Origin of the sequence: Streptomyces sp. NPDC050287 (assembly GCF_044459385.1) — a bacterium.
GTDB lineage: Bacteria > Actinomycetota > Actinomycetes > Streptomycetales > Streptomycetaceae > Streptomyces.
Genome location: NZ_JBITIY010000004.1, coordinates 163212 through 183243 on the forward strand (window position 1 = coordinate 163212; position 20032 = coordinate 183243).

Genomic DNA, 20032 nt, shown 5'->3' on the forward strand with positions numbered 1-20032 from the left:
CCCTGCCGGGGCCAGCCTGAGCACGGTCTGGTCGGAGCCACGGCGGGGCCCGATCGTGGTGGGCATGGAGAAGAACAAGCACCAGCTGGCCATCATCGTCGCCAGCGTCCGCGACGGACGGTTCGGCCCCGTCGTGGCCTCGTGGGTCGCCGAACAGGCAGGCACGCACGGCGGTTTCGATGTGGGCGTCGTCGATCTGGCCGAGGTCGACGTCCCGTTGGAGTTGCCCGCGGCATCGCCGAAGTCCGCAGGCGACGACTACCCCCGTCCCGCCGGGATGGCGGCACTGACATCGGCTCTGCAGGACGCTGACGCGTTCATCGTGGTCACGCCGGAGTACAACCACAGCTATCCCGCGTCGTTGAAGGCCGCCATCGACTGGCACTTCACCCAGTGGACGGCCAAACCCGTCGCCTTCGTCAGTTACGGGGGTGCGGCCGGCGGCCGGCATGCGGTACTGCACCTGGAGAACGTGCTGACCGAGTTGCATGCGGTGACGATTCGCGAGGGTCTCGCCTTTCCGAACTACTTCACGGCGTGGCAGGACGGGCGGCCCCTCGACCCCGGGGCTCCCGGCCGTACCAAGATGATGCTCGACCAGTTGGCCTGGTGGGCGGTCGCGCTCCGGGCGGCGCGCCATGCCGCTCCCTACCCGGCGTGAGCGCGGCGACGAGGGAGTGCTCCCGCCGGGCACACCGCCCTGCCCCGGTCGGACGGCGGCTGCATGGCGTTCGCCGGTCCGGCGCCCGGGGCCGGTCCCTGGGCGGTCCCCCAGCGAATGCGCAGGGCGACGGCGGGCCCGGGCCTCGTTCAGGTCGCGGCCTCCCGTGAAATCCCGGCGCACCTGCACCCGCACCCGCACCGCACCCGCTCACGCCGACGACGCCCTCTCGGCCTTCCTGCCTGACCTGACCGAGGGCTTCTCGGCCAGGGCGACGGTGAGGAAGGAGAGCGCCCGGGTGAGTTCGCCGTGGTCGTCGATGGCCTCCAGGAGGCGGGTCTGCTCGGCCTGGACACGGTGGGCGGTGCGCTCGTGGAGGACGCGGCCACGGTCGGAGAGGTAGAGCAGGACCCGGCGGCGGTCGGCGGGATCAGCACGACGGTAGACGAGATTGTCGGCGACCATACGGTCGACGAGCTTGGTCATGCTGGGCGCGGGCATGAGCGCGTACTCGGCGATCTCCGTCATCGGATGGCCCTCGCCGTCGGCGGCGATCGACAGGACGCGCCATTGCTCCACCGAGCAGCCTTCCTGCGTCAGCACGGCGGAGAGACGCTCGACGAGGCGTCGCTCGGCGTGGCTGAGCAGGTGTGCGAGATCCTGCGACGGTTCGGGCGGCATTACCAGGGTCCTTCCGGTCGGGCGACGGTGCGGACACAGGGCGAGGTGAGGCCTGCGAGGGCACGGGCGCCCTGGCCTTCGCCATCGTCGTCCACCTCGGACCTCCAGCCCGCGTTCGCCCGTCGCCTCGTCCCGGTCAGCCTCCCACCGGTCCGCCTGCTCGACGTGCCGTTGACATTACCCCCTCGTGGAAATAGTTTCTAGGGGAAGCATTGAGCTCGGAGGGAGTCCCCCGCCCAGACCGGAGGCGGACCCCTCCGCGCGCTCGGCGCGACCCCACACACTCCGAAGGCGACCACGAGGCGGGCAGCGGACCCGGACTGCCGAACACTTCCAGCACGCCACTCAATTATGGAATTGACCGCCGCGTCGCGAATGACAACCCATACCGCCGAATATGCAACAGAGAGGCTTTTGGTGCGTTTATCTACGCGCGTCGAATAAAGAAAAAATAAAGCATCTCGCATTTAAAGGATGTGAAATTTCGAGGAAACAAGACGGCGGGAATGTTCCGTGACACCCGGGATCCTCCGGGTTGTGACCTGGTGCGCGGAAGAGGGAAGTGCCGTGACGGAGACAGTCGACAACGAGCCGCAGACAGCCCCTGCGGGGGCGACGGGCATCGACACCGGGACCTCGGGTACGACAGGCCGGACGTACAACCGCTGGACGCAGAACGACACGCTGGAGGACTACTCGCTGCGCTACGCACCGAAGTCCTTCCGCCGCTGGTCGCCGTATGTGGTGGCGACCACCGCCCTGGGCGGCATCGCCTACCTGGCGGACTTCGCCATCGGCGGCTCGATCGCCATTTCCAACGGCTTCTCCAGTGCGATGGTGGCCATCCTGGCCGCCGCGGTGGTCATCTTCCTCACCGGCATCCCGATCTCGTACTACTCGGCGAAGTACTCCATCGACATGGACCTGCTGACCCGGGGCGCGGGCTTCGGATATCTGGGGTCGACGCTCACGTCGGTCATCTACGCCAGCTTCACCTTCATCTTCTTCGCCCTCGAGGGCTCGATCATGGCCCAGGCACTCGATGTGGGCCTGCACATACCGCTGGCGCTCGGCTATCTCCTCTGCTCGCTGGTCATCCTGCCGATGGTGATCTACGGAATGACGGCGATGTCGAAGATGCAGGTGTGGACCCAGCCCGTCTGGCTGGTCCTGATGGTCGCCCCGTTCGTCTCCATCGCCATCCAGGACCCCGGCAAGTACGCGAAGTTCGCCCACTTCGCCGGCAACTCGCCCACCGGCTCCAGCATCAGCATGCTCGGCGTCGGCGCGGGCGCGGGCGTGGCCCTGTCCCTGATCGCCCAGGTCGGCGAGCAGGTGGACTACCTGCGCTTCATGCCGGACAAGACACCGGAGAACGCGAAGAGCTGGTGGGCCGCGGTGCTGTCGGCCGGTCCCGGCTGGGTGGTCCTGGGCGCTTCCAAGCAGATCGGCGGCGCCTTCCTGGCCTTCTGCATCGCCGGCGGCGTGGGCCTGTCCAAGGCCAATGAGCCCATCCAGATGTACATCTCCGGCTTCAAGACCTTCGCGGCGCCGGTCGCGCTGGGCCTGGCCACGTTCTTCGTCATCCTCTCCCAGATCAAGATCAACGTCACGAACGCCTATTCGGGCTCTCTGTCGTGGTCGAACTTCTTCTCCCGGCTCACCCACCGCCACCCCGGCCGCGTCGTGTACATCTTCCTCAACGTCGGCATCGCGCTGGCCCTGATGGAAGGCGGCGTGTTCGGCTTCCTCAACACGGTCCTCGGCTTCTACTCCAACGTCGCCATCGCCTGGATCGGCGCGGTCGTCGCGGACCTCGTCATCAACAAGCCCCTGAAGCTCAGCCCATCGTTCATCGAGTTCAAGCGCGCCCACCTGTACAACTTCAACCCGGTCGGCTTCGGCGCGATGCTCGTCGCCTCGGCCGTCTCCATCCCGGCCTATTTCGAGGCGTTCGGCGACTACGGCAAGGCGTACTCACCGTTCATCGCGCTGTTCCTGGCCATGGCGCTGTCCCCGCTGTTCGCGTGGCTCACCAAGGGCAAGTACTACATCGCCCGCCTGGACGACCTCGACGAGCCGCTGGTCGGCGCGGACGGCCTGCCGTCCGCGGTCACGCTGACCTGCTCGGTGTGCTCGGACGCCTTCGAGCGCCCCGACATGGCGCACTGTCCCTTCCACGAAGGCGCGATCTGCTCGCTGTGCTGCAGCCTGGACAAGGACTGCCACGACACCTGCAAGAGCGGCAAGGGCGTCGGTCCGGTCGATCTCTCCATGCCCGCCATGCGATCCGCGGGCTGACCACCGCTCCGTGACTCCGCCCCCGGTTGCCCCGGCCCGCGTCGAGGACGCGGGCCGGGGCAACCGGGCGTCGGCATCGGCATCGGCGCGGCTTCTCACCCGGCCGAGGCGCACGGACAAGACAAGGCAGGGGCAGGGGCAGGGGCGTGCCGAACGTCCCAGGCCCTGCCGGAGGTCAGCGCCCGACGGCACGTAGCGACATCGACGGCGGAAGCGGGCCGGAAGCGGTGGTGGCGGCCTGTTCCGTACCCTGACGGCATGCGCATGCGCCCCACAGTGAGCTGGACCCCTGCCTCGGACCTGCCGCCGGGCACCACGGATCTGGAACCGGTCGCCGATGCGCTGAGCACCGGCAACGTGCTGGTGCTCAGCGGGGCGGGCCTCTCCACGGAGTCGGGCATCCCCGACTACCGGGGCGAGGGCGGAAGCCTGAGCCGGCACACCCCGATGACCTACCAGGACTTCACCGCCAGCGCCCAGGCCCGGCGCCGGTACTGGGCACGCAGCCACCTCGGCTGGCGCACCTTCGGCCGCGCCCGCCCCAACGCCGGGCACCGGGCCGTGGCCGCGTTCGGACGGCAGGGCCTGCTCGCGGGGGTGATCACCCAGAACGTCGACGGCCTGCACCAGTCCGCCGGCAGCGAGGGCGTCGTGGAACTCCATGGAAGTCTGGCTCGGGTCGTCTGCCTTTCCTGCGGCGCCCGCACCCCACGCCGCGAACTCGCCCGGCGGCTGACGGAGGCCAATGCGGGCTTCGAGCCGGTGGCCGCCGCGATCAACCCGGACGGTGACGCCGACCTCACCGACGAACAGGTCGGGGACTTCCGCGTGGTGCCCTGCACGGACTGCGGCGGCATCCTCAAACCGGACGTGGTGTTCTTCGGCGAAGCCGTTCCGCCGCCGCGGGTCGAACACTGCCGCCAACTGGTCCGGGAGGCGGCCTCGCTGCTGGTCCTGGGCTCCTCACTGACGGTGATGTCCGGTCTCCGGTTCGTCCGCCAGGCGGCCCAGACCGGGAAGCCGGTACTGATCGTCAACCGGGACCCGACCCGGGGCGACCAGCATGCCCTCACCCGGGTCGCACTCCCCCTCGGAACAGCCCTCACCACCGCGGCCCGCCGGCTGAACATCCCCGTCGACGCCGACGCGACAGCCTGAGTGAGATGGTGACGGTAGTGACGTATTGACGGTGGTGGGGCGTCACCGGCAGCGGGCGGGGGTGGCGTCTCCGGCGTATTCGGCCGACCGTCGGCCGTTCTTCCGGCCCCCGGAGCGAGCAGGCCGCGGACGTCCTTCCGCCTTCGCCGACGCGGCCCGACACGCCGGAAGCGGTGACCCGTGCGGTCGAGGGGCAGCCTGGGGAAGGTGTGAACCGGCGGGTTGGGGGCAGACGTTCGTGCCATTCCAGGTAGTCGCGCGTGATCCCGTACGCCTCGTCGTCGTACGACCAGCCCTCGTTGGGCGGCCGGTCGCCTCGCTGCCCAGCGGGAGCCACGGCAGCCGGAAGGCGTGCAGGCGTGCAGGCGTGCAGGCGGAGATGGTGTGGGCGGGCGGGCAGCACAGCCCTTGGGACGGTGCAGCCACCGCGGGCCGACTCCTGTTCGAACCGGTAGGGTCGCCGGGCAGCAGAGCGAGCTGACGCACACGGGGAGAGCGGGGCACGGATGCACGTCCTGGAGCCGGAAGATCCGCGGCGAATGGGGGACTTCACGCTGATCGGCAGGCTGGGTGCCGGCGGTATGGGCCAGGTCTTCCTGGGACGTTCGGCGGCCGGGCGAGCCGCGGCGGTGAAGGTGGTCAGGGCGGCGCTGGCCGAAGTCCCCGAGTTCCGGGCCAGGTTCCGCCAGGAGGTCGCAGCGCTGCACCGGGTGGGCGGTGAGTGGACGGCGCCGGTGCTGGGCGCCGACACCGAGGCCGCAGCCCCCTGGGTGGCCACCGAGTACGTGCCTGGGCCTTCCCTGCACCAGGTCGTCAAGTCGAGCTACGGGCCGCTGCCCGAGGACACCTTGCATTCCTTGGCCGGGCGGCTCGCCCGCGCACTGCGCGCCATCCACGGCGCGGGCCTGGTACACCGCGATCTCAAACCGTCGAACATCCTGCTGACCGTCGACGGTCCGCGCATCATCGACTTCGGCATCGCCCGGGCTCTGGACAACGTAGAGGGCAGTCTGCGTACCTCCACCGGGGTCCTGCTCGGCTCGCCGGGTTTCATGTCGCCGGAGCAGGTGCGCGGACAGCGGGTGACGCCTGCCTCGGACGTGTTCAGCCTCGGCTCGGTGCTGGTGTACGCGGCGACAGGGCGGCTGCCCTTCGGCTCGGCCGAGTTGGGGCCGCACGCGCTGATGTTCCGCATCGCCGAGGAGGAGCCGGACCTCACCGGGGTGCCGCAGACGCTGACCGGTCTGATCACCGCCTGCCTCGCCAAGGACCCGCAGCGACGGCCCACAGCGGAGCGGCTCGCCGTCCACGCCCGCACCGACACGGACGGCCCCTGGCTGCCCGCGGAGCTGCTCGCCGAACTCAGCCGGCTCGCCGCCCGGATGCTCACGGCGGAGACACCGCCACAGGGCACGCCGGCGCCGGCGCGGTCCACGCCCCGGTGGCGTCCGGTCCTCGCCGCGGTGGTGGCGCTCGCCACGGCGGCAACCGGCACGGCGCTGGCGCTGCGTGACAACGGTGAGAAGGACCCCGCGGCGACCGGCGCGCCCTCGGCGTCCTCGTCGGCATCGGCGTCGCCGAGCGCCGAGCCGGGCATCCCGGACGAGTTCGTCGGTGCCTGGGAAGGCGTACTGAAGGGGGATTCCGAACTGCCGAAACGGGTGCTGCGGCTGGAGATCTCACCGGGCAGGCCGGGCGACAAGGCCGCCGCGTACATCGACACCGACGGCGATCTGCAGTGCACAGGGCGCAGCAAGCTGGTCTTCGCCGATGCCGACACACTGGTCGTAGGCAAGGGCCAGGTGACCGCGGCGGTGCCGCCTGGACGCTGCGCGCCGCTGGCCCAGCAGACCCTCAAGGTGCGGTCGGGGGACGTGCTGGTGTGGAAGTCCGGCGGCCTGACGGCCGACATCTACCGGTCGGACGGCGGACGGAACGCGGTACCGGACCAGTATGTCGGCATCTGGGTACCGGCCAACAAAGCCTATCGGGAGAAGGAGTTGATCCAGATAACCCAGGGCCCGGTCGGTGGCCGCCTGGTGCGGATGTCGGTCACGGCGGGCATGGATGACGGCACCGAGCAGTACTGCGACGGCACCTTCGTCATCGGCGCTGTGTCCCCGGTGCTGGCGCTCAGTCCAGCGACGTACACCACAGCGTCGGGCAAGGACTGCCGCCAGCCCGACTCGGTCTTCCTCACTGTCGCCCGCAACGGCCATCTGCTGCTGTACAGCATGGCCGCGGACGCGGAACCGGCAGAGTACGTGCGCAGGTCCTGACCGCCGCCCCGAACGGCCCCGGCAACGGGGAACAGTCGCGGGATCCGGTGCCTGCCGAACTCCGAGGACTGGCGGCGACCTTGGACGTGAGGACGCGAGGACGCCCGGGCCGCTCGCGCCCACCTGTCCTGGCGCCGTTCCCCGTGGTCTACTGCCGATGATGCCGTTGCTGATGCTGGACCTCGACAACACCCTCGTCGATCGCGATGCGGCCTTCCGCGCCGCCGTCCAGGCGTTCCTGGCCGAGCACGGCCTGCCCGACGCCGACCTGAGGTGGGTGATGACCGTCGACGCCGGCGGCTACACGCCCCGCCACGATGTCGCCGCAGCCGTGGCCGACCGGTACGGGGCCTTGGTGCCGACTGGCGCCATCGGTGCCCTGCTTGACCACGGGGCCGCCGATCGGGTCGTGCTGGCGCGCTCCTCCCGCGAGGCGCTGAGCACAGCGCGGGCCGATGGCTGGACCTGCGTGGTCGTCACCAACGGACGGACCGCGCAGCAGGAGGCGAAGATCCGCACTGCCGGACTCGACCGCCTGGTGCAGGGCTGGGTGATCTCGGAAGGAGTGGGCCACAAGAAGCCGCAACCGGAGATCTTCCATGCTGCGGCGGAGGCTGTCGGAGTCTCCCTCTCCCGCGCTTGGGTCATCGGTGATTCTCCGCACGCCGATATCGCGGGCGCTGACGCACTCGGTCTTCGAAGCGTGTGGGTCTCGGCGGGCCGGCCATGGACGCACGACTCCTACCAGCCCACCCACATGGCTGACGACGTTGCCTCCGCGATCAGTTACGCCATCGCCGCACCGGGATAAGGGGGAGTTCGGCGTCGTGGGCCGGTGTGTTCCGGGATCGAGTCCCGGCCTGGGTTGTCGGTTTTTTTCGCGGAACCCGTCGCGGCAGGCGGTGCGTGCCTCGGTACCGGTCCTCTCGGCGTCGCTCCGACCCAGGGCCTGTCGCAGCACACAGTGGGACGCCGTCCGCCCGTTGCCGGCACGGCACACCGTTGGGGCACAACAACCATGCGGACAGCGCGTGGCGTCGCGTTTCCTGACGACACATGGGTGAGCATGTGCGGACCCAGCCCCTCTTCCCGCACCGAGGCGAAGCGATGGCCGACCGCGCCGAACCTGTCCGTCCCGAGAGCGTCGGACCGAGGTGGATCCCGCTGCAGCGACCGTCGGAACCGTCCCTGTTCAGCGGCGTCTACGGACTGGTACTGGCCAGCGCCCTGGTGGCCGCGCTGGACTCGGCAGGCGAGAAGGCCGATCCCGGTCAGGACGCGCTGTGGGTACTGTTCACCGCGCTGGCGTCGGGCGCCGCCCATGGATACGCGCACGTCATCGCCCAGCGTGCGTCCGCCGACGGGGCAGCCACCACGAGCAGACTGCGGTTGGTGCTCGCCGAGTGGCCACTGACCGCTGCCGTGCTGCCCACGGTGGGGATACTGCTTGCCGCGGTGGCCGGGTGGTGGGCCGAGGCCACGGCGGTGGACACGGCCCTGCTGTTCAACACCGTGGCCCTGTTCGGGTGGGGCGCCTGGGCCGCCCGTACCGCCGGGCACGGATGGCTGTCCTCCTGCCGGGCAGGGAGCATGGACATGCTGATCGGCCTGGTGATCATTGCCGCGAATGCCCTGATCAAGTAGTCAGGCCGTCTCGTGCCATGTCGGTGGGAAAGGCCGCGACTCCTCCTTGTTCCATGGGCCTACTCCCTGTCGCGCGGCTGCCGATGTCGCCGATCTGCGTCGCTTCGACCGGCGCCGGTCCATGCGTGTGATGACGTGGAGGCTCTTCGTCATGAGGATGCCGGCGTCTGGTGCCGCGGGTGCCGGGCCGCCCGGCGAGCACACATGTGTGTCGACACCCGTGACACCGGCGCCTTCCTCGGCCTGGACGTCGGCAAGAGAGGACACCACGCCGGCGCCGTCACCCCCGCGGGGAAGGAAGCGTGACCGTGAACCCAGACGTGCGGGGTGGTGAGCACGCGCCCTGTGCTGTGCCCGTCCGGTGCGCGCCCCGTCCGCTGGTGGGGGACTGCGGAGGGCCGGCTCAACGGTCGGTCAGCAGCCGGCGTCGTGCGCGAGGCGTCTCGTCGACCGGCCCGACCGCCCAGCCGGCCCGGCTGATGCCGTGGCGGGACTGGGACGGAGCCGCCGGCCAGTCCGCGGGCGGTGGGCCGTGCGCTTCCGGTGCGCCCGCTGACCTGCGTCTTCGTTTCGGAGGGCCGGCGCATGGGCAGGGTTGGAGCAGCGTGGTGCCGGTCCAGGAACCTCGGGTGGGGGGAGCGCGGCGGTGCGTGACCAGGTGTGTACGGCGGACGGGCGGCGGTTACGGGTCGAGGTCTCGGGGGATCCGCGCGGACGCCCCGTCTTCCTCCTGCACGGCATGCCCGGCAGCCGGGTGGGGCCCAAGCCCCGTTCGATGTTCCTCCATCAGCGCGGCGCCCGGCTCATCAGCTACGACCGCCCCGGGTACGGCGGTTCGGACCGCATGCCGGGCCGCCGGGTGGTGGATGTGGTCAAGGACGTCGCCGACGTGGCCGACGCCCTCGACCTGGACCGGTTCGCGGTCGCCGGCCGCTCCGGCGGCGCCCCGCATGCCCTGGCCTGTGCCGCGCTGCTGCCCGACCGGGTGACCAGGGCTGCGGCCTTGGTGAGCTGGGCGCCGCGCGACGCGGAGGGCCTGGACTGGTACGCGGGGATGGCGCCGTCCAACGTCAGCGAGCTGAGCACGGCGGCCACCGACCCGGAGCGGTTCGCCGCCCGCCTGATCCCGCGGTCCGCCGCCATCCGCAGCGATCCCGCGCGGCTGCTGGAGGAGCTGCGCGGCGACCTCACAGCCGACGACCGGCTGATCGTGTCGGACAACACCATCCGCTCGATGCTGCTGCGCAACTACCGCGAGGCACTGCGCACCTCACCGTACGGCTGGATCGACGACGCGCTCGCCCTGACCGGGGCATGGGGCTTCGACCCGGCGCGGATCGAGGTGCCGGTGCTGCTGTGGCACGGCAAGCGGGACGTCTTCTCGCCGGCCGCGCACGCCACCTGGCTCGCCGACCGCATCCCGCGCGCCACGGCGGTCCTGGAACCCACCGCGGCGCACTTCGCCGCACTGCGCGCCCTGCCCGCCGTACTGGACTGGCTGCTGGCCGACGCGGCCCACTGACCGGCCGGAGCCGGAGCCCTCACACCGACAGGGGCTCCAGGTCCCGGTAGACGCGCCGCTCACGGCTCACCACCTGGGTGATGCCGTTGTCCTCCCCGAGCAGCATCCGCAGCTCCGTCAGCGCCTCCTCGCGCAGGGCCCGGGCCTCGGCCTCGCGGCCCAGCGCGCGCAGGGTGAGCGACAGGTTGGCGACCACAGCGAGCGTCTCCGGATGGTGATGGCCCAGGACCTCGCGCAGCTGGGGCAAAGCCCTCTCGTCCCGCAGCCGGGCCTCCTCGAACCGGCCCTGGTCGTAGAGGACGTTGGCGTAGTTGACGCTGCAGAACAGGGTGTGCGGGTGGTGGTCCCCGAGTACGTCCGTCATCCGCGGCAGCACCCTCAGGAACACCGCCTCGGCCTCGCCCAGGTCCTGGCAGCCCCAGTGGAAGATGCCCAGGTTGTTCAGGGCCGCCTGGGTGTACGGGTGAGCCTCGCCCGGGACCTTCATGTACTCGGCGAGCGCCTCCAGGGCCACCTCGCGGGCCCGGTCGCGCTCGTCCGCCGCGAACAGGTCCGCCGCGAGGTTCAGGTCGCAGGCCAGCGAGTCGGGGGTGGCCGCCGTGTACTGGACCCGGTACTCCTTGCAGGTCGCCTCCGTCAGCCGGCGGGCGTCCTCGAACTGGCCGTTGCGGCGCAGCGACACCGCCAGCGACTTCGCGCACCGCAGGGTGCCGGGGAAGTCCTTGGTCAGCAGCCGTTTGTGGGAGGCGTACGTCCGCGACAGTATCGACACCGACTCCGCGTACCGCCCGACCTCCCTGAGGTCGCGGCCGAGGCGTTCGGCCGAGGCCAGGGTGTAGGGATGGTCGGGTCCCAGGACAGCTGTGCGCCGGTCCAGGGTGTCCTGGTCGATGGCGCGGGACTCGGCGTACTTGCCCACCATCCGCAGGGCCAGGGCGAGGTTGTTGGCGGCGCTGAGCGTGCGCCGGTGCGACTCGTGGAAGATCTCGCTGAATCCCGCGTGCGCCGTCTTGGCCAGCTCGACCGCCGCCGAGTACTCGCCCAGGGCCGCCAGGTCGCTGGAGAGCGCGGACATGGTGGCGTAGGTGTGCGGATGCTGTTCGCCGAGCGCTCGGCGCTGCCGCTCCAGCACATCCTGGCCGAGGTTGCGCGCCTCCACGTAACGCCCTTGGGAACGCAGCACGTTGGCGAGATGGAAGCGTAAGTAGAGGTACTGGACGTCGTCCTGGCCGAGCACCGGCTCCCAGTGCTGGAGCAGGTCCTCAGCGAGCCGCTTGGCGGCCGGGAAGTCGCCGCGTTTCCACTGGTAGCGGACCCGGTCGATGAGCAGCCGACGGGTGTCGGCCTCCCGGCAGTTGCGGGCGTCGGAGGCGGCGAGGTGCGGCCAGACGACGGCGAACTGGGTCCAGGTCTTGGGGTCGTCGATGGGTTCGTCGCCGTCGGGCCGGGCGCCCGCGAGGACCGTGTGCACGACGTGCCGGGCCTCCCGCTGTTCCTCCTCGGGCATCTGTGCGCGGATCACCGCCTGAACCAGGCGGTGCACCTGGAGGCTGTTGGTCTTCTGGTCGACCTTGGCGAGCGCGAACCGGCCGATCTCGCGGATCACCCGGCCGAGCAGCAGACTGTCCTGCAGCGAGGGATCGTACGGCTTCAGGGCGGTGAGCATCTCCTTGCTGTAGAGCAGCTTCTGGGCGATCGGTTCGGGAGCGAGGAACGCGCACAGCTGCAGCAGCCGGACCGCCGCGGGCGAGCGTTTCTCCAGCTGGGTGATCGACACGTTCCAGGTGGCCGCGACCGTGCGCGGGTAGTCCGGGGGCTGGTTGAGGTCCAGGACCTCGGTGGTCTGCCGGGCCAGCTGCCGCAGATAGTCCTCGATGGGCGTGGCGGTCTCGGCCAGCCAGGCCGCCGCCTGCTCCACGGCCAGCGGCAGGTCGCCCACGGCCTCCGCCACCCGGTCGGCGTCCGGGGTCGTCAGGCCGCCGTTGGTGCGGCGGGTCAGGTGCTCGACGCTCTCGTCACGCTGGAAGACGTCGATCTGCTGGGATGTCCCGAACTGGGACCAGGCCTGGTTGCGGGAGGTGACGAGGACGTGTCCGCCGTCCCCCGTGGGGAAGTGGCGGGCCAGCTCGGCGGGGTCGCCGGCATTGTCGAAGACCAGGATCCACCGTTTCGTCGGCAGCCCGCGCGAGAGCCGGTGCACGGCGTCCTGGGCGGCCTTCGTCATGTCCTCCTCGGTGCCCGTCGAGCCGAGCAGCGGGGCGAGTTCGGCGAGCGAGGCGACAACGTCGTCCAGGTGCTCGGCGGACGTCCACCACACCAGGTCGTAGTCGGCCATGAAGCGGTGCACGTACTCGATGGCGAGCTGGGTCTTGCCCACGCCGCCGAGTCCGAACAGCGCCTGCGGCTGGGGCGGGCCGGACAGGTCGCCGAGCTGGTTGCGGATCCGTTCCATGATCAGGTTGCGGCCGGTGAAGGTGGTGTTGCGCTGCGGCGCGTTCCAGATGCCGGGCCGGTTGCCGGGGAAGCGCGGGGCCGCGGGACTGCTCTCCACCGGCTGCAGGGGCAGTTCCAGCGCCCGCTGCAGGGCGGTCACGCACTCCGTCTCGTCGAGCCGGTGCAGGTCCACGGTCGGCTCCAGGAGGGGAACATCCTCGACCCGCAGCGGCACGACCGGCCCGCGCGTGGCGTCCGTGGCGGTGTCGGCGAGGGCACGCCAGACGGAGTCGGCGTAGCGGGAGTCCTGGAAGGCCTTCGACTGCAGGACCAGCGTGTGGGCGGAGCCGTCGGCCGGCTCGACCGGACCGGCGGAGATCTCGTGCAGGGTGACAGCGCAGCCCAGCCGCTTGAGCACGTGCTCGACCCAGTCGGCCCACATCCGCTTCTCCGCGGCGTACGCCACCACGACGTCGGCCACGGTGGTCAGCGGCCGGCGCCTGAGGTAGGCGTCGCGGCAGCGCAGCCGGATCTGCTCCGGGATCGGCGGCAGCGCGGTGACCTCCCGGTCGGAGATGACCGCGGTGAGCCGCTCGAAGGCGGACAGCAGTGAGTTGGCGATGCCGCTCTCGTCCCCGACGGTGGCGAGGGTCTCCTCGTAGGCGTAGTAGGGGCGGTAGGGGATCTCGACGTTGCCCCAGTAGGCGCTGAGATCCTCGTGGCTCATCGGCCTGCCGTCCGCTGTCTTGGGCAGCCCCTGGAACCTGCTGCGGGCCAGCGCCCGTCCGGCGTCGACCTTCTCCTTCTCGCCCTCGTCGATGCGCATCGGCACCGGCAGGACCCGGATCCGCCGCGGCCGGTAGCCCTCCTCGACACTGCGGGCGACTACCGCCGCTCCCTCCAGCGCCTGGTCGCTCAGGGTGAAGCAGTCCACCAGGACGTCGGGCATCTCCATGGTGCAGATGTCGGCGTTGTCCGACAGCCCGGTGCGGCTGTCGATGAGGACGTAATCGTACGTCGCCTTCATGCCGGCCCGCAGGGCCCGCAGGAACGTGCCGCCGCCGAGCCGCTCGTAGAAGTTGTCCCACTCGAAGGAGGTCACCGCCGCCCCGTAGGCCCGGTCCTGGCGGCCCGCGGAGAGGAAGTCGAGCGCGCCGCCCTGCGGGAAGTGCAGGTCGAACCGCTCGGGGCGGATGGACACGGCGTGCTGCTCGACCTGCGCGTAGGGCAGATGCCAGTCGTCGGGGTGCTGCGTTCCGGTGGTCGCGGCCCAGGCGTAGTCCTGGATGATGTTGATGACGCCCGGCGTGGCGGACAGCACCTGGGGGTCCAGGAACGGATGGAAGAAGCGGTGCAGGCCCGGCGCCTCGAGGTCCCAGTCGACGGCCAGCACCCGTTTGCCGTTGGCGGCCAGGATCCAGGCGGTGTTGGCCAGGGCCATCGTGCGCCCGGTGCCGCCCTTGTACGAGTAGAAGGTGATGATCCGTCCGTTGCGCGGCCCCGTCATGCTTCTCCTCCGTGGTCGGTTCCACCCTCCGGAGAGGGCGGCTGGATGGGGCCCATGAGTCGCGGCCTGGGCACGTGCGGGCCTGGTGGCGGATGCGCCTCGGCGTGCTTGAGGTACTGCCGGGTGGTGTGCGCCACCACGGCGGGCAGCACATCGGTGAAGGCCTTGAGGGTGGGCACGCCGTTGACCGCGATCCGGCAGTCGGTGTGTCTGCCGCGCTCCAGCGTCAGCGGCAGGGTGCGCTCGAACTCGGCGGTCAGGCGCTGCCCCTCCTCGCTGTGGCACTGCAGGTCGGCGCGGTTCCACGGGACGATGGCGCTCACCCAGGGCTGGGACTGCGCGTCGAACGCCCGCAGCCTGCCGCGCCGTTCGTCGTCCGTCAGGGTCCACCGGTCGACGAGCAGGATGCGCGGCTGGCCCGCCTTGCCCTCCTCGTCCGGGTCGGGCGAATGCGGGCCGTCGGTGTCCTCGTCGTCGAAGGACGAGACGGTGATCCGGTAGTCGAGCGAGCGGATCAGTTCCTCGGCGATTGCGGGAAGCGGCCGGGTCGACTCCGAGTGGTAGGGGTTCCAGTCCTGCGCGTCCTCGCCGTAGGGGCGGGGGTCCCGGTGCTCGGGGACGGTGTCCCGGGTCGGTGCGGCCACCGTCAGGTGGATCCGCCGGGGCTCCTTGCCGCGCGGGCGGAACGCGCTGGGAGTGGTCTCGTAGTCGCGCGGCCGGCCGGGCGGCAACGGCGACTCCTCGGCCACCTGGACGATCCGCTGGGCGAGCGAGAGGACGGTCTCCTCGTATTCGTCGCGCAGCCTGCTGAGTTTGATGAGGCCGTAGATGCCGTTGGTGGCGTAGCGGTCGCCGAAGGTGGTCCGGTCGAGGTGGATGTGCCGTATGGAGTCGGGAAGTTGGGCGAAGTCGACGCGCGTCCACAACGCGGGCACGATGGCGGACACCTCCTGTCCCCCGACGGCCTTGGCGTGCAGCAGGCGCTCGTTGAAGGCGTACAGCTCCCGGCCGCACATCTCGCTGGAGAAGTAGCGCGGGGACAGCAGCGGTACGAACACCCGGCAGCTGGCCAGGTTCTCGCTGAGCTTGCGCGGCCAGCCCACGCCGGATCCCATCTCCCGGTCGATGAAGCCGACATCGGCGCCGGCGGGCAGGTCGGTGAGCGCCATGATGTGGTTGCACAGGTCCCGGAAGAGCAGGTGCACCCAGTGGTCGGGATCGCCGCCGCCCGAACCCCAGGGCGGAGTGTGGGCGTAGCTGAGGAAGAAATAGGGCTGCTCCGCCGCGGGCTGCCCCCACTCCCCATCAGGTATCTCCACACGCCCCCCTGCGCGCTGATGGCCCCCGTCGACCGGGTCACCCGAACCGGAAGACAAATGTGCCCGACTGCGGGCCCGGACGGATCGTTTGTTTCACGTCATTCCGGAGGCGGGATCCGGACAGCAGGCGGCAGGCGTCGTCGACGACGGCCCGCATCCCGAAGACCGTGACCGACTTTTCCTTCCAAACTCCCCGCACCAGGAGGTCACGCGGAAGCCGCTCTCCCGTCGCCGCGAAGTCCGTGTCGTCCAGGGCCAGATCCTCGTACGCGATCCAGTTCCCCCTGTCGCCGACGACGCAGCGGTAGGTACGCCGGGGCGGCGGCGGAACCATCCGGTACTCGGCCAGATGGAAGGCGCTGCACACCTCGAAGCCGACGCGCAGCAGCAGGACCTGGGCGTCGGCCTCGTAGAGCCGGGCGAGCGGGGAACGCTCGCCGAGGTGACAGCTCGGGTCGTGCCCGGCCAGCAACTCGGCCGCCCGTGCCCCGAGTCCGGCCAGCGAGGTCTGCGGGTGAGCGCTGCGCACGGCACCCGGCGTGGTGCGCACGCATTCGGCGAGCGCCCCCATCGACGGGCAGGGCGTGGCGTCCGGCTCGAAGGGGGGCATCGCCCCGCGGAACTCCCGGACCTCGTCGTCGCTCATGCCCCCGGTCAGGGCCCGGTGCGCGCGCGAGGTGTCCGAGTTCTCCGGGGTGAAGGCGGGTACCACGAGGGTGCCGCCGGGGCCGAGCGCGTCCAGCAACGCGTCCCGTACCCGTGCGGGGGGCGTACCGGTGCCGCTGAGGGAGGCGTGCACCATGAGGACGCCGCCGGGGCGGATCTTCAACTGGCTGAATAAGTTCCTGAGTTGTCGCTCACCCGCTGGTACTCCCGTGCCCGTCATGCTCGCTGCGCCCACGCGGCCCACTCGTCACGGAGTTCCGCGGCCAGCACCTGGCCGCTTTCGGTGAGGTCCCGGTCCGGCAGGCCGGTCAGGGCGGCCAGGGCCTGCCCGCTCCGCGCCAGGGACCGGGACCCTTGGGGTGTCCCGGGTCCCCAGTACGCCGCGTCGCCGAGTCCGTCGACAGCCTCGGTGAACAGGCGTCCGGCCCGGTTGCCCGGCACATGCAGATCCGTCGTCGCACGCAGCGCGGCCAGCCGTGCCCGGCGCCCGAGCCGGGGCAACTCCCGTACCAGGGCAGCGGGTTCGAAGTCCACGGCCACCCCGAGTCCGCCCAGCCCCTCGGTGTCGAGCTGCACTCCGGACCCGGCCACGAGCGGGGTGACGGCTCCGACGCGCAGGGCGTTGGGATCGCCGGCGCCCTCGGAGCCCTGCTCCGCCCGCAGTTTGCAGGCGAGCAGCAGCTGCTCGCGGAACGCCGCCAGCGCGTGTGGCGACAGGGGTGCGGTGACGGCGGAGGCGAAGAGGGCACGCAGTGGATCGGCGTCGTCGATGAGCAACTGCTCCGCGTCGCCCACCCAGACGCTCGTCAACGGCCGCCAGGCGTCGGTGGGCTGGTCACCGGTGACGCTCCGGGTCCCCTCGGCCGTGCGGACGTCCAGGACGCCCCGCCCGGTCACGGTGGCCTCGACGCGTCCGGGCGCGGGCAGGGTGAGCGTGCCCAGCGTCGGCAGGTGCAGGTGCCGGTCCGACTGGTGCCAGACGAGCCGGAGCGGGGCGCCCGCGTGCACGGCCGCGGCGACGGCGGCGGAGGCGAAGCGGGCGGCCATCGTGTCGGCCGGGTCGGCCTGCCGCAGCGAGACGCGGACATAAGGGTGGGCCAGAACGCGGTTGAGGTGCCTCGCGGTGTCCTCGTCCGCGTCCAACCGCACCGCGGCCTGCCAGACGGCGTCCCAGTCCGGGTGCCCGGCCAGCCGGGCGTTGGCGTAGATCAGCAGGTCGAAGTCCAGCGTTTCCTGGGCCGATCGCAGGGGCCCGGGGCCGAGGACGGCGGGCGACAGGGCCCGCTCGGTGATCCGCTCGGCGATCCCCTCGACGAGGGCGCGCAGGTCGGCGCAGAACACCGACGGATTGTCGAAATCCCGTTCGGAACTGTAACGGTGCCCATAGAGGCCCCCGCCGCAGGACTCCACGACCGGGCAGCTCCGGCAGGTCTCGGAGAGCCCTAGCAGACCCCGCTGCCGGGCCTGGACGCCGTGGTGCCCCGCGAACTGCTCGAAGTCGTGGTCGTAGACGTTGTAACCGGTGGCGGGCGCGCCCTCGTACGCCGTCTTGAGCCAGTCCGCCTGCTCGAAGGTGCCGTCCGTCTCCACCACGGCCAGGTCGGAGGGGGCCAGGCCCATGGCCTCGGTCAGGCTGGGACCTCCGCGCAGCGTGCTGAGCACCGAGTCGAAGGTCCGCACCCGTACCGTCCGGCCCTGTTCCGTCCAGCGGTCGAAGACGGCCAGCAGCCAGTCGGCGTAGGGCGTCAGGGAAGGGGAGGAGCCGCGTGGCGGCGGGGTGTCCCAGGTCGAGTGGGGAAGGAGGTAGTCGATGCGCGTCGGTGACAGCGAGGTCAGCGCGTCGTGCACCACGACCGGGTCGTTGAGCACGTCCACCGTGCACAGCAGTCCGCCGAAGAGGTGACGGTACTCCGGAGTGCGGAGCAGGCCGACGGCGCGCAGGACGCGGTCGTAGCTGCTTCTGTCCCGGCGGTCGAGGCGGTGCCGGTCGTTGGCGGCCTTGTCACCGTCGAGCGAGACGCTCACCATGACGTCGAATTCCTTGAAGACGTCCAGGTGGCGCCGGCTCAGCCGCACCCCGTTGGTGTGGATCCGCAGATCGAGCTCGCTGATGCCGGCGAGGGCGGAGCTGAACTCCGCGCACACCGACCGCAGTCGTGCGGGACCCGCGAGGAGGGGCTCGCCCCCGTGCAGGATCACGGAGACGGACGGCAGCTGATGTGTTCGCGCGTAGTCGGCGAACCTGCGCGCGACCTGACGGACTGTCTCCTCGCCGATGACGACCGGACGCGTCTTCCAGCTCTTGTCCGCGTGCTCGTACACATAGCAGTGGTCGCACGCGAGGTCACATCTGCTGTGGACCTTCAGGACAAGTCGCTGGAGAGGGTGACCCCCCGTGGTGTCGCTCACTTATCACACGCTACAGTCCCTCGCTACCTCCGCCTGCCCATTCTAGGCCAAGTGGGCTACAGCACAGGTGTGTTGTGCTTTCGGACAGAAAGGCCGTGCGGCCGACCCCACCTGCCGAGTCGGGCGGCAGGTGCGGTCGGCCGGACGACCGCCGCTCCCCCGCTACAGGGAGGAGTCGAAGGTGCTGAAGTGCCTGCCGGTGACCCCCGTCACCCGCTCGGCGGCCTTGACCACCGAAGAGGTCGTGGCCGCTCCGGGCGCGGCCAGTCGTCCGTGGGAGACGGAACCGGCGGTCGTCGCACGTTCCGTGACGGTCTGATCCTTCATCTGTCTGATGCTCCTTCCAAAGGGACCGGCGTGTCCCCGGCCCAACGGGACTGAGGTCCGGTGTCGGATGTGCGAGCTATGAGACAGAGACAGCCTGGGTTCAGGGCGGACGATACCGTAAGTGACCGGACGCGGAGCATGGCACACGGCGGGATACGGACCCATACTCGGATGTCCGGGTGAACATGACATCGGGGGTGGTCCATGAGCGCCGCTGCTCCGGGTCCGAGCACGACGTTGAGCGAGGACGACTTACCCCCGCTCTTCCGCACAAGTGACCGGAGCGCGATCCTCCGTCAGGGTGAATCGTTCCGTGCCGTGCGCCGGCAGCTGAGTGTCCTGCTGGCCGCCACCACCGCCGCCATGCTGGCGGAGCGTCTGGACAGCCATGTCCCGGCGGTCTTCGCCACCGTGCTGTACGCCCTGACCATCGCCATCGGCCTGCACACCGCGCGGCGCCGCGCCCGCGCCCAGTGGCAGGCGCACCGTGCCGTCGCCGAGCTGCTGAAGTCCCTGGCCTGGCAGTACATGGTGCACGGGGGAATCTTCCACTCCCGGGTGGTCAACGCCGACGCTGTGTTCGCGGAGCGGCTGGAGGAGCGGCTGCGGGAGATGCGCAAGGTCGGCTGGGAGGACCCCAGGGACGGGGCGGGTGCCCGCGGCGAGGGCCAGATCACGCCGGCCATGCGGGCGGTACGGGCGAAGACGTTCGAGGTACGGCGGGACATCTATCTGCGGGAGCGGCTCCTGGAGCAGCACGCCTGGTTCAAGCGCCGGGCCGGCGAGGCGCACCGGGCCTCGGTGCACTGGTCCTCCGTCACCGCCGTACTGACTCTGCTCGCCCTTGTCTCGGCCGCGCTCCGAGCAACCGGGCTGATCGGAGCCTGGGACCTGACCGGACTGCTCAGCGCTGCCGCGGCGGCCGGGGTGGCCTGGCAGGAGGTCCACAGGCATCGCCCTTTGACCTACGCCCACTCTCTGGTCGAGCAGGATCTGGACACCCTGCGGGTCGAGATGACCACGACCGTGACCGGGGACCAGTGGGCCGAGAAGGTGGCTCAGGCGGAGCGGCTCGTGTCCCCGCAGCACTCGGACTGGCTGGGCCGGTTCGGCAGTTGACGGCTG

At 70.7% G+C, this 20032-nt stretch carries 14 protein-coding genes; 8 read left to right on the forward strand and 6 right to left on the reverse strand.

Annotated features, from left to right (window positions below):
- Positions 1-64 precede the first annotated feature (64 nt).
- Positions 65-661 (forward strand): NADPH-dependent FMN reductase, encoded by a 597-nt coding sequence (locus ACIBK3_RS15685; RefSeq protein ID WP_399365838.1) that lies wholly within the window; start codon positions 65-67, stop codon positions 659-661.
- A gap of 210 nt (positions 662-871) precedes the next feature.
- Here the strand turns inward: ACIBK3_RS15685 and ACIBK3_RS15690 are convergent, their stop codons facing one another.
- Complete coding sequence (locus ACIBK3_RS15690; protein WP_399365840.1) at positions 872-1342, reverse strand: MarR family winged helix-turn-helix transcriptional regulator; 471 nt, start codon at positions 1340-1342, stop codon at positions 872-874.
- 567 nt (positions 1343-1909) lie between these two features.
- On the opposite strand from ACIBK3_RS15690, the gene ACIBK3_RS15695 reads away from it, so the two are divergent.
- From ACIBK3_RS15695 to ACIBK3_RS15720, 6 genes are all read left to right on the forward strand, one after another.
- On the forward strand, positions 1910-3643 hold the full coding sequence (locus ACIBK3_RS15695; protein ID WP_399365842.1) for a purine-cytosine permease family protein: 1734 nt from the start codon (positions 1910-1912) through the stop codon (positions 3641-3643).
- Positions 3644-3901: 258 nt separating this feature from the next.
- Positions 3902-4801: an NAD-dependent protein deacetylase gene (locus ACIBK3_RS15700; RefSeq protein ID WP_399365844.1), complete on the forward strand. Its 900-nt coding sequence runs from the start codon at positions 3902-3904 to the stop codon at positions 4799-4801.
- A 539-nt stretch (positions 4802-5340) separates the two neighbouring features.
- Positions 5341-7080: a serine/threonine protein kinase gene (locus ACIBK3_RS15705; protein WP_399365846.1), complete on the forward strand. Its 1740-nt coding sequence runs from the start codon at positions 5341-5343 to the stop codon at positions 7078-7080.
- Positions 7081-7237: 157 nt separating this feature from the next.
- A complete protein-coding gene (locus ACIBK3_RS15710; RefSeq protein WP_399365847.1) occupies positions 7238-7891 on the forward strand; it encodes an HAD family hydrolase in 654 nt (217 codons plus the stop codon).
- A gap of 296 nt (positions 7892-8187) precedes the next feature.
- Positions 8188-8724, forward strand: a complete 537-nt coding sequence (locus tag ACIBK3_RS15715) for a hypothetical protein (RefSeq protein ID WP_399366811.1) — start codon at positions 8188-8190, stop codon at positions 8722-8724.
- A gap of 646 nt (positions 8725-9370) precedes the next feature.
- On the forward strand, positions 9371-10246 hold the full coding sequence (locus ACIBK3_RS15720; protein WP_399365849.1) for an alpha/beta fold hydrolase: 876 nt from the start codon (positions 9371-9373) through the stop codon (positions 10244-10246).
- 19 nt (positions 10247-10265) lie between these two features.
- Here the strand turns inward: ACIBK3_RS15720 and fxsT are convergent, their stop codons facing one another.
- The 5 genes from fxsT to ACIBK3_RS15745 form a co-directional block, all read right to left on the reverse strand.
- Positions 10266-14186: an FxSxx-COOH system tetratricopeptide repeat protein gene (gene fxsT, locus ACIBK3_RS15725; RefSeq protein WP_399365851.1), complete on the reverse strand. Its 3921-nt coding sequence runs from the start codon at positions 14184-14186 to the stop codon at positions 10266-10268.
- Complete coding sequence (locus tag ACIBK3_RS15730) at positions 14183-15505, reverse strand: TIR-like protein FxsC (RefSeq protein ID WP_399365853.1); 1323 nt, start codon at positions 15503-15505, stop codon at positions 14183-14185. Before ACIBK3_RS15730 ends, fxsT begins: the two co-directional genes overlap by 4 nt.
- Before the next feature lie 37 nt (positions 15506-15542).
- Positions 15543-16307 (reverse strand): AAC(3) family N-acetyltransferase, encoded by a 765-nt coding sequence (locus tag ACIBK3_RS15735; protein ID WP_399366813.1) that lies wholly within the window; start codon positions 16305-16307, stop codon positions 15543-15545.
- An 80-nt stretch (positions 16308-16387) separates the two neighbouring features.
- Positions 16388-18580: a radical SAM/SPASM protein FxsBH, inactivated beta-hydroxylase extension form gene (gene fxsBH, locus ACIBK3_RS15740; protein WP_399365855.1), complete on the reverse strand. Its 2193-nt coding sequence runs from the start codon at positions 18578-18580 to the stop codon at positions 16388-16390.
- A 162-nt stretch (positions 18581-18742) separates the two neighbouring features.
- Positions 18743-18907 carry a hypothetical protein gene (locus ACIBK3_RS15745; RefSeq protein ID WP_399365857.1) on the reverse strand — a complete coding sequence of 55 codons (165 nt, stop codon included), beginning with the start codon at positions 18905-18907 and terminating at the stop codon, positions 18743-18745.
- 204 nt (positions 18908-19111) lie between these two features.
- Here ACIBK3_RS15745 and ACIBK3_RS15750 point away from each other — a divergent pair, with 204 nt between their 5' ends.
- Positions 19112-20026: a DUF4231 domain-containing protein gene (locus ACIBK3_RS15750; RefSeq protein ID WP_399365859.1), complete on the forward strand. Its 915-nt coding sequence runs from the start codon at positions 19112-19114 to the stop codon at positions 20024-20026.
- Positions 20027-20032 lie beyond the last annotated feature (6 nt).

Coding starts and splice junctions, on each gene's coding strand:
- ACIBK3_RS15705 (WP_399365846.1), top strand. CDS start 5,341: ATGGGGGACTTCACGCTGATCGGCAGGCTGGGTGCCGGCGGTATGGGC.
- ACIBK3_RS15750 (WP_399365859.1), top strand. CDS start 19,112: ATGAGCGCCGCTGCTCCGGGTCCGAGCACGACGTTGAGCGAGGACGAC.
- ACIBK3_RS15745 (WP_399365857.1), bottom strand. CDS start 18,907: ATGAAGGATCAGACCGTCACGGAACGTGCGACGACCGCCGGTTCCGTC.
- fxsT (WP_399365851.1), bottom strand. CDS start 14,186: ATGACGGGGCCGCGCAACGGACGGATCATCACCTTCTACTCGTACAAG.
- ACIBK3_RS15700 (WP_399365844.1), top strand. CDS start 3,902: ATGCGCATGCGCCCCACAGTGAGCTGGACCCCTGCCTCGGACCTGCCG.
- ACIBK3_RS15735 (WP_399366813.1), bottom strand. CDS start 16,307: ATGGTGCACGCCTCCCTCAGCGGCACCGGTACGCCCCCCGCACGGGTA.
- ACIBK3_RS15715 (WP_399366811.1), top strand. CDS start 8,188: ATGGCCGACCGCGCCGAACCTGTCCGTCCCGAGAGCGTCGGACCGAGG.
- ACIBK3_RS15690 (WP_399365840.1), bottom strand. CDS start 1,342: ATGCCGCCCGAACCGTCGCAGGATCTCGCACACCTGCTCAGCCACGCC.
- ACIBK3_RS15710 (WP_399365847.1), top strand. CDS start 7,238: ATGATGCCGTTGCTGATGCTGGACCTCGACAACACCCTCGTCGATCGC.
- ACIBK3_RS15685 (WP_399365838.1), top strand. CDS start 65: ATGGAGAAGAACAAGCACCAGCTGGCCATCATCGTCGCCAGCGTCCGC.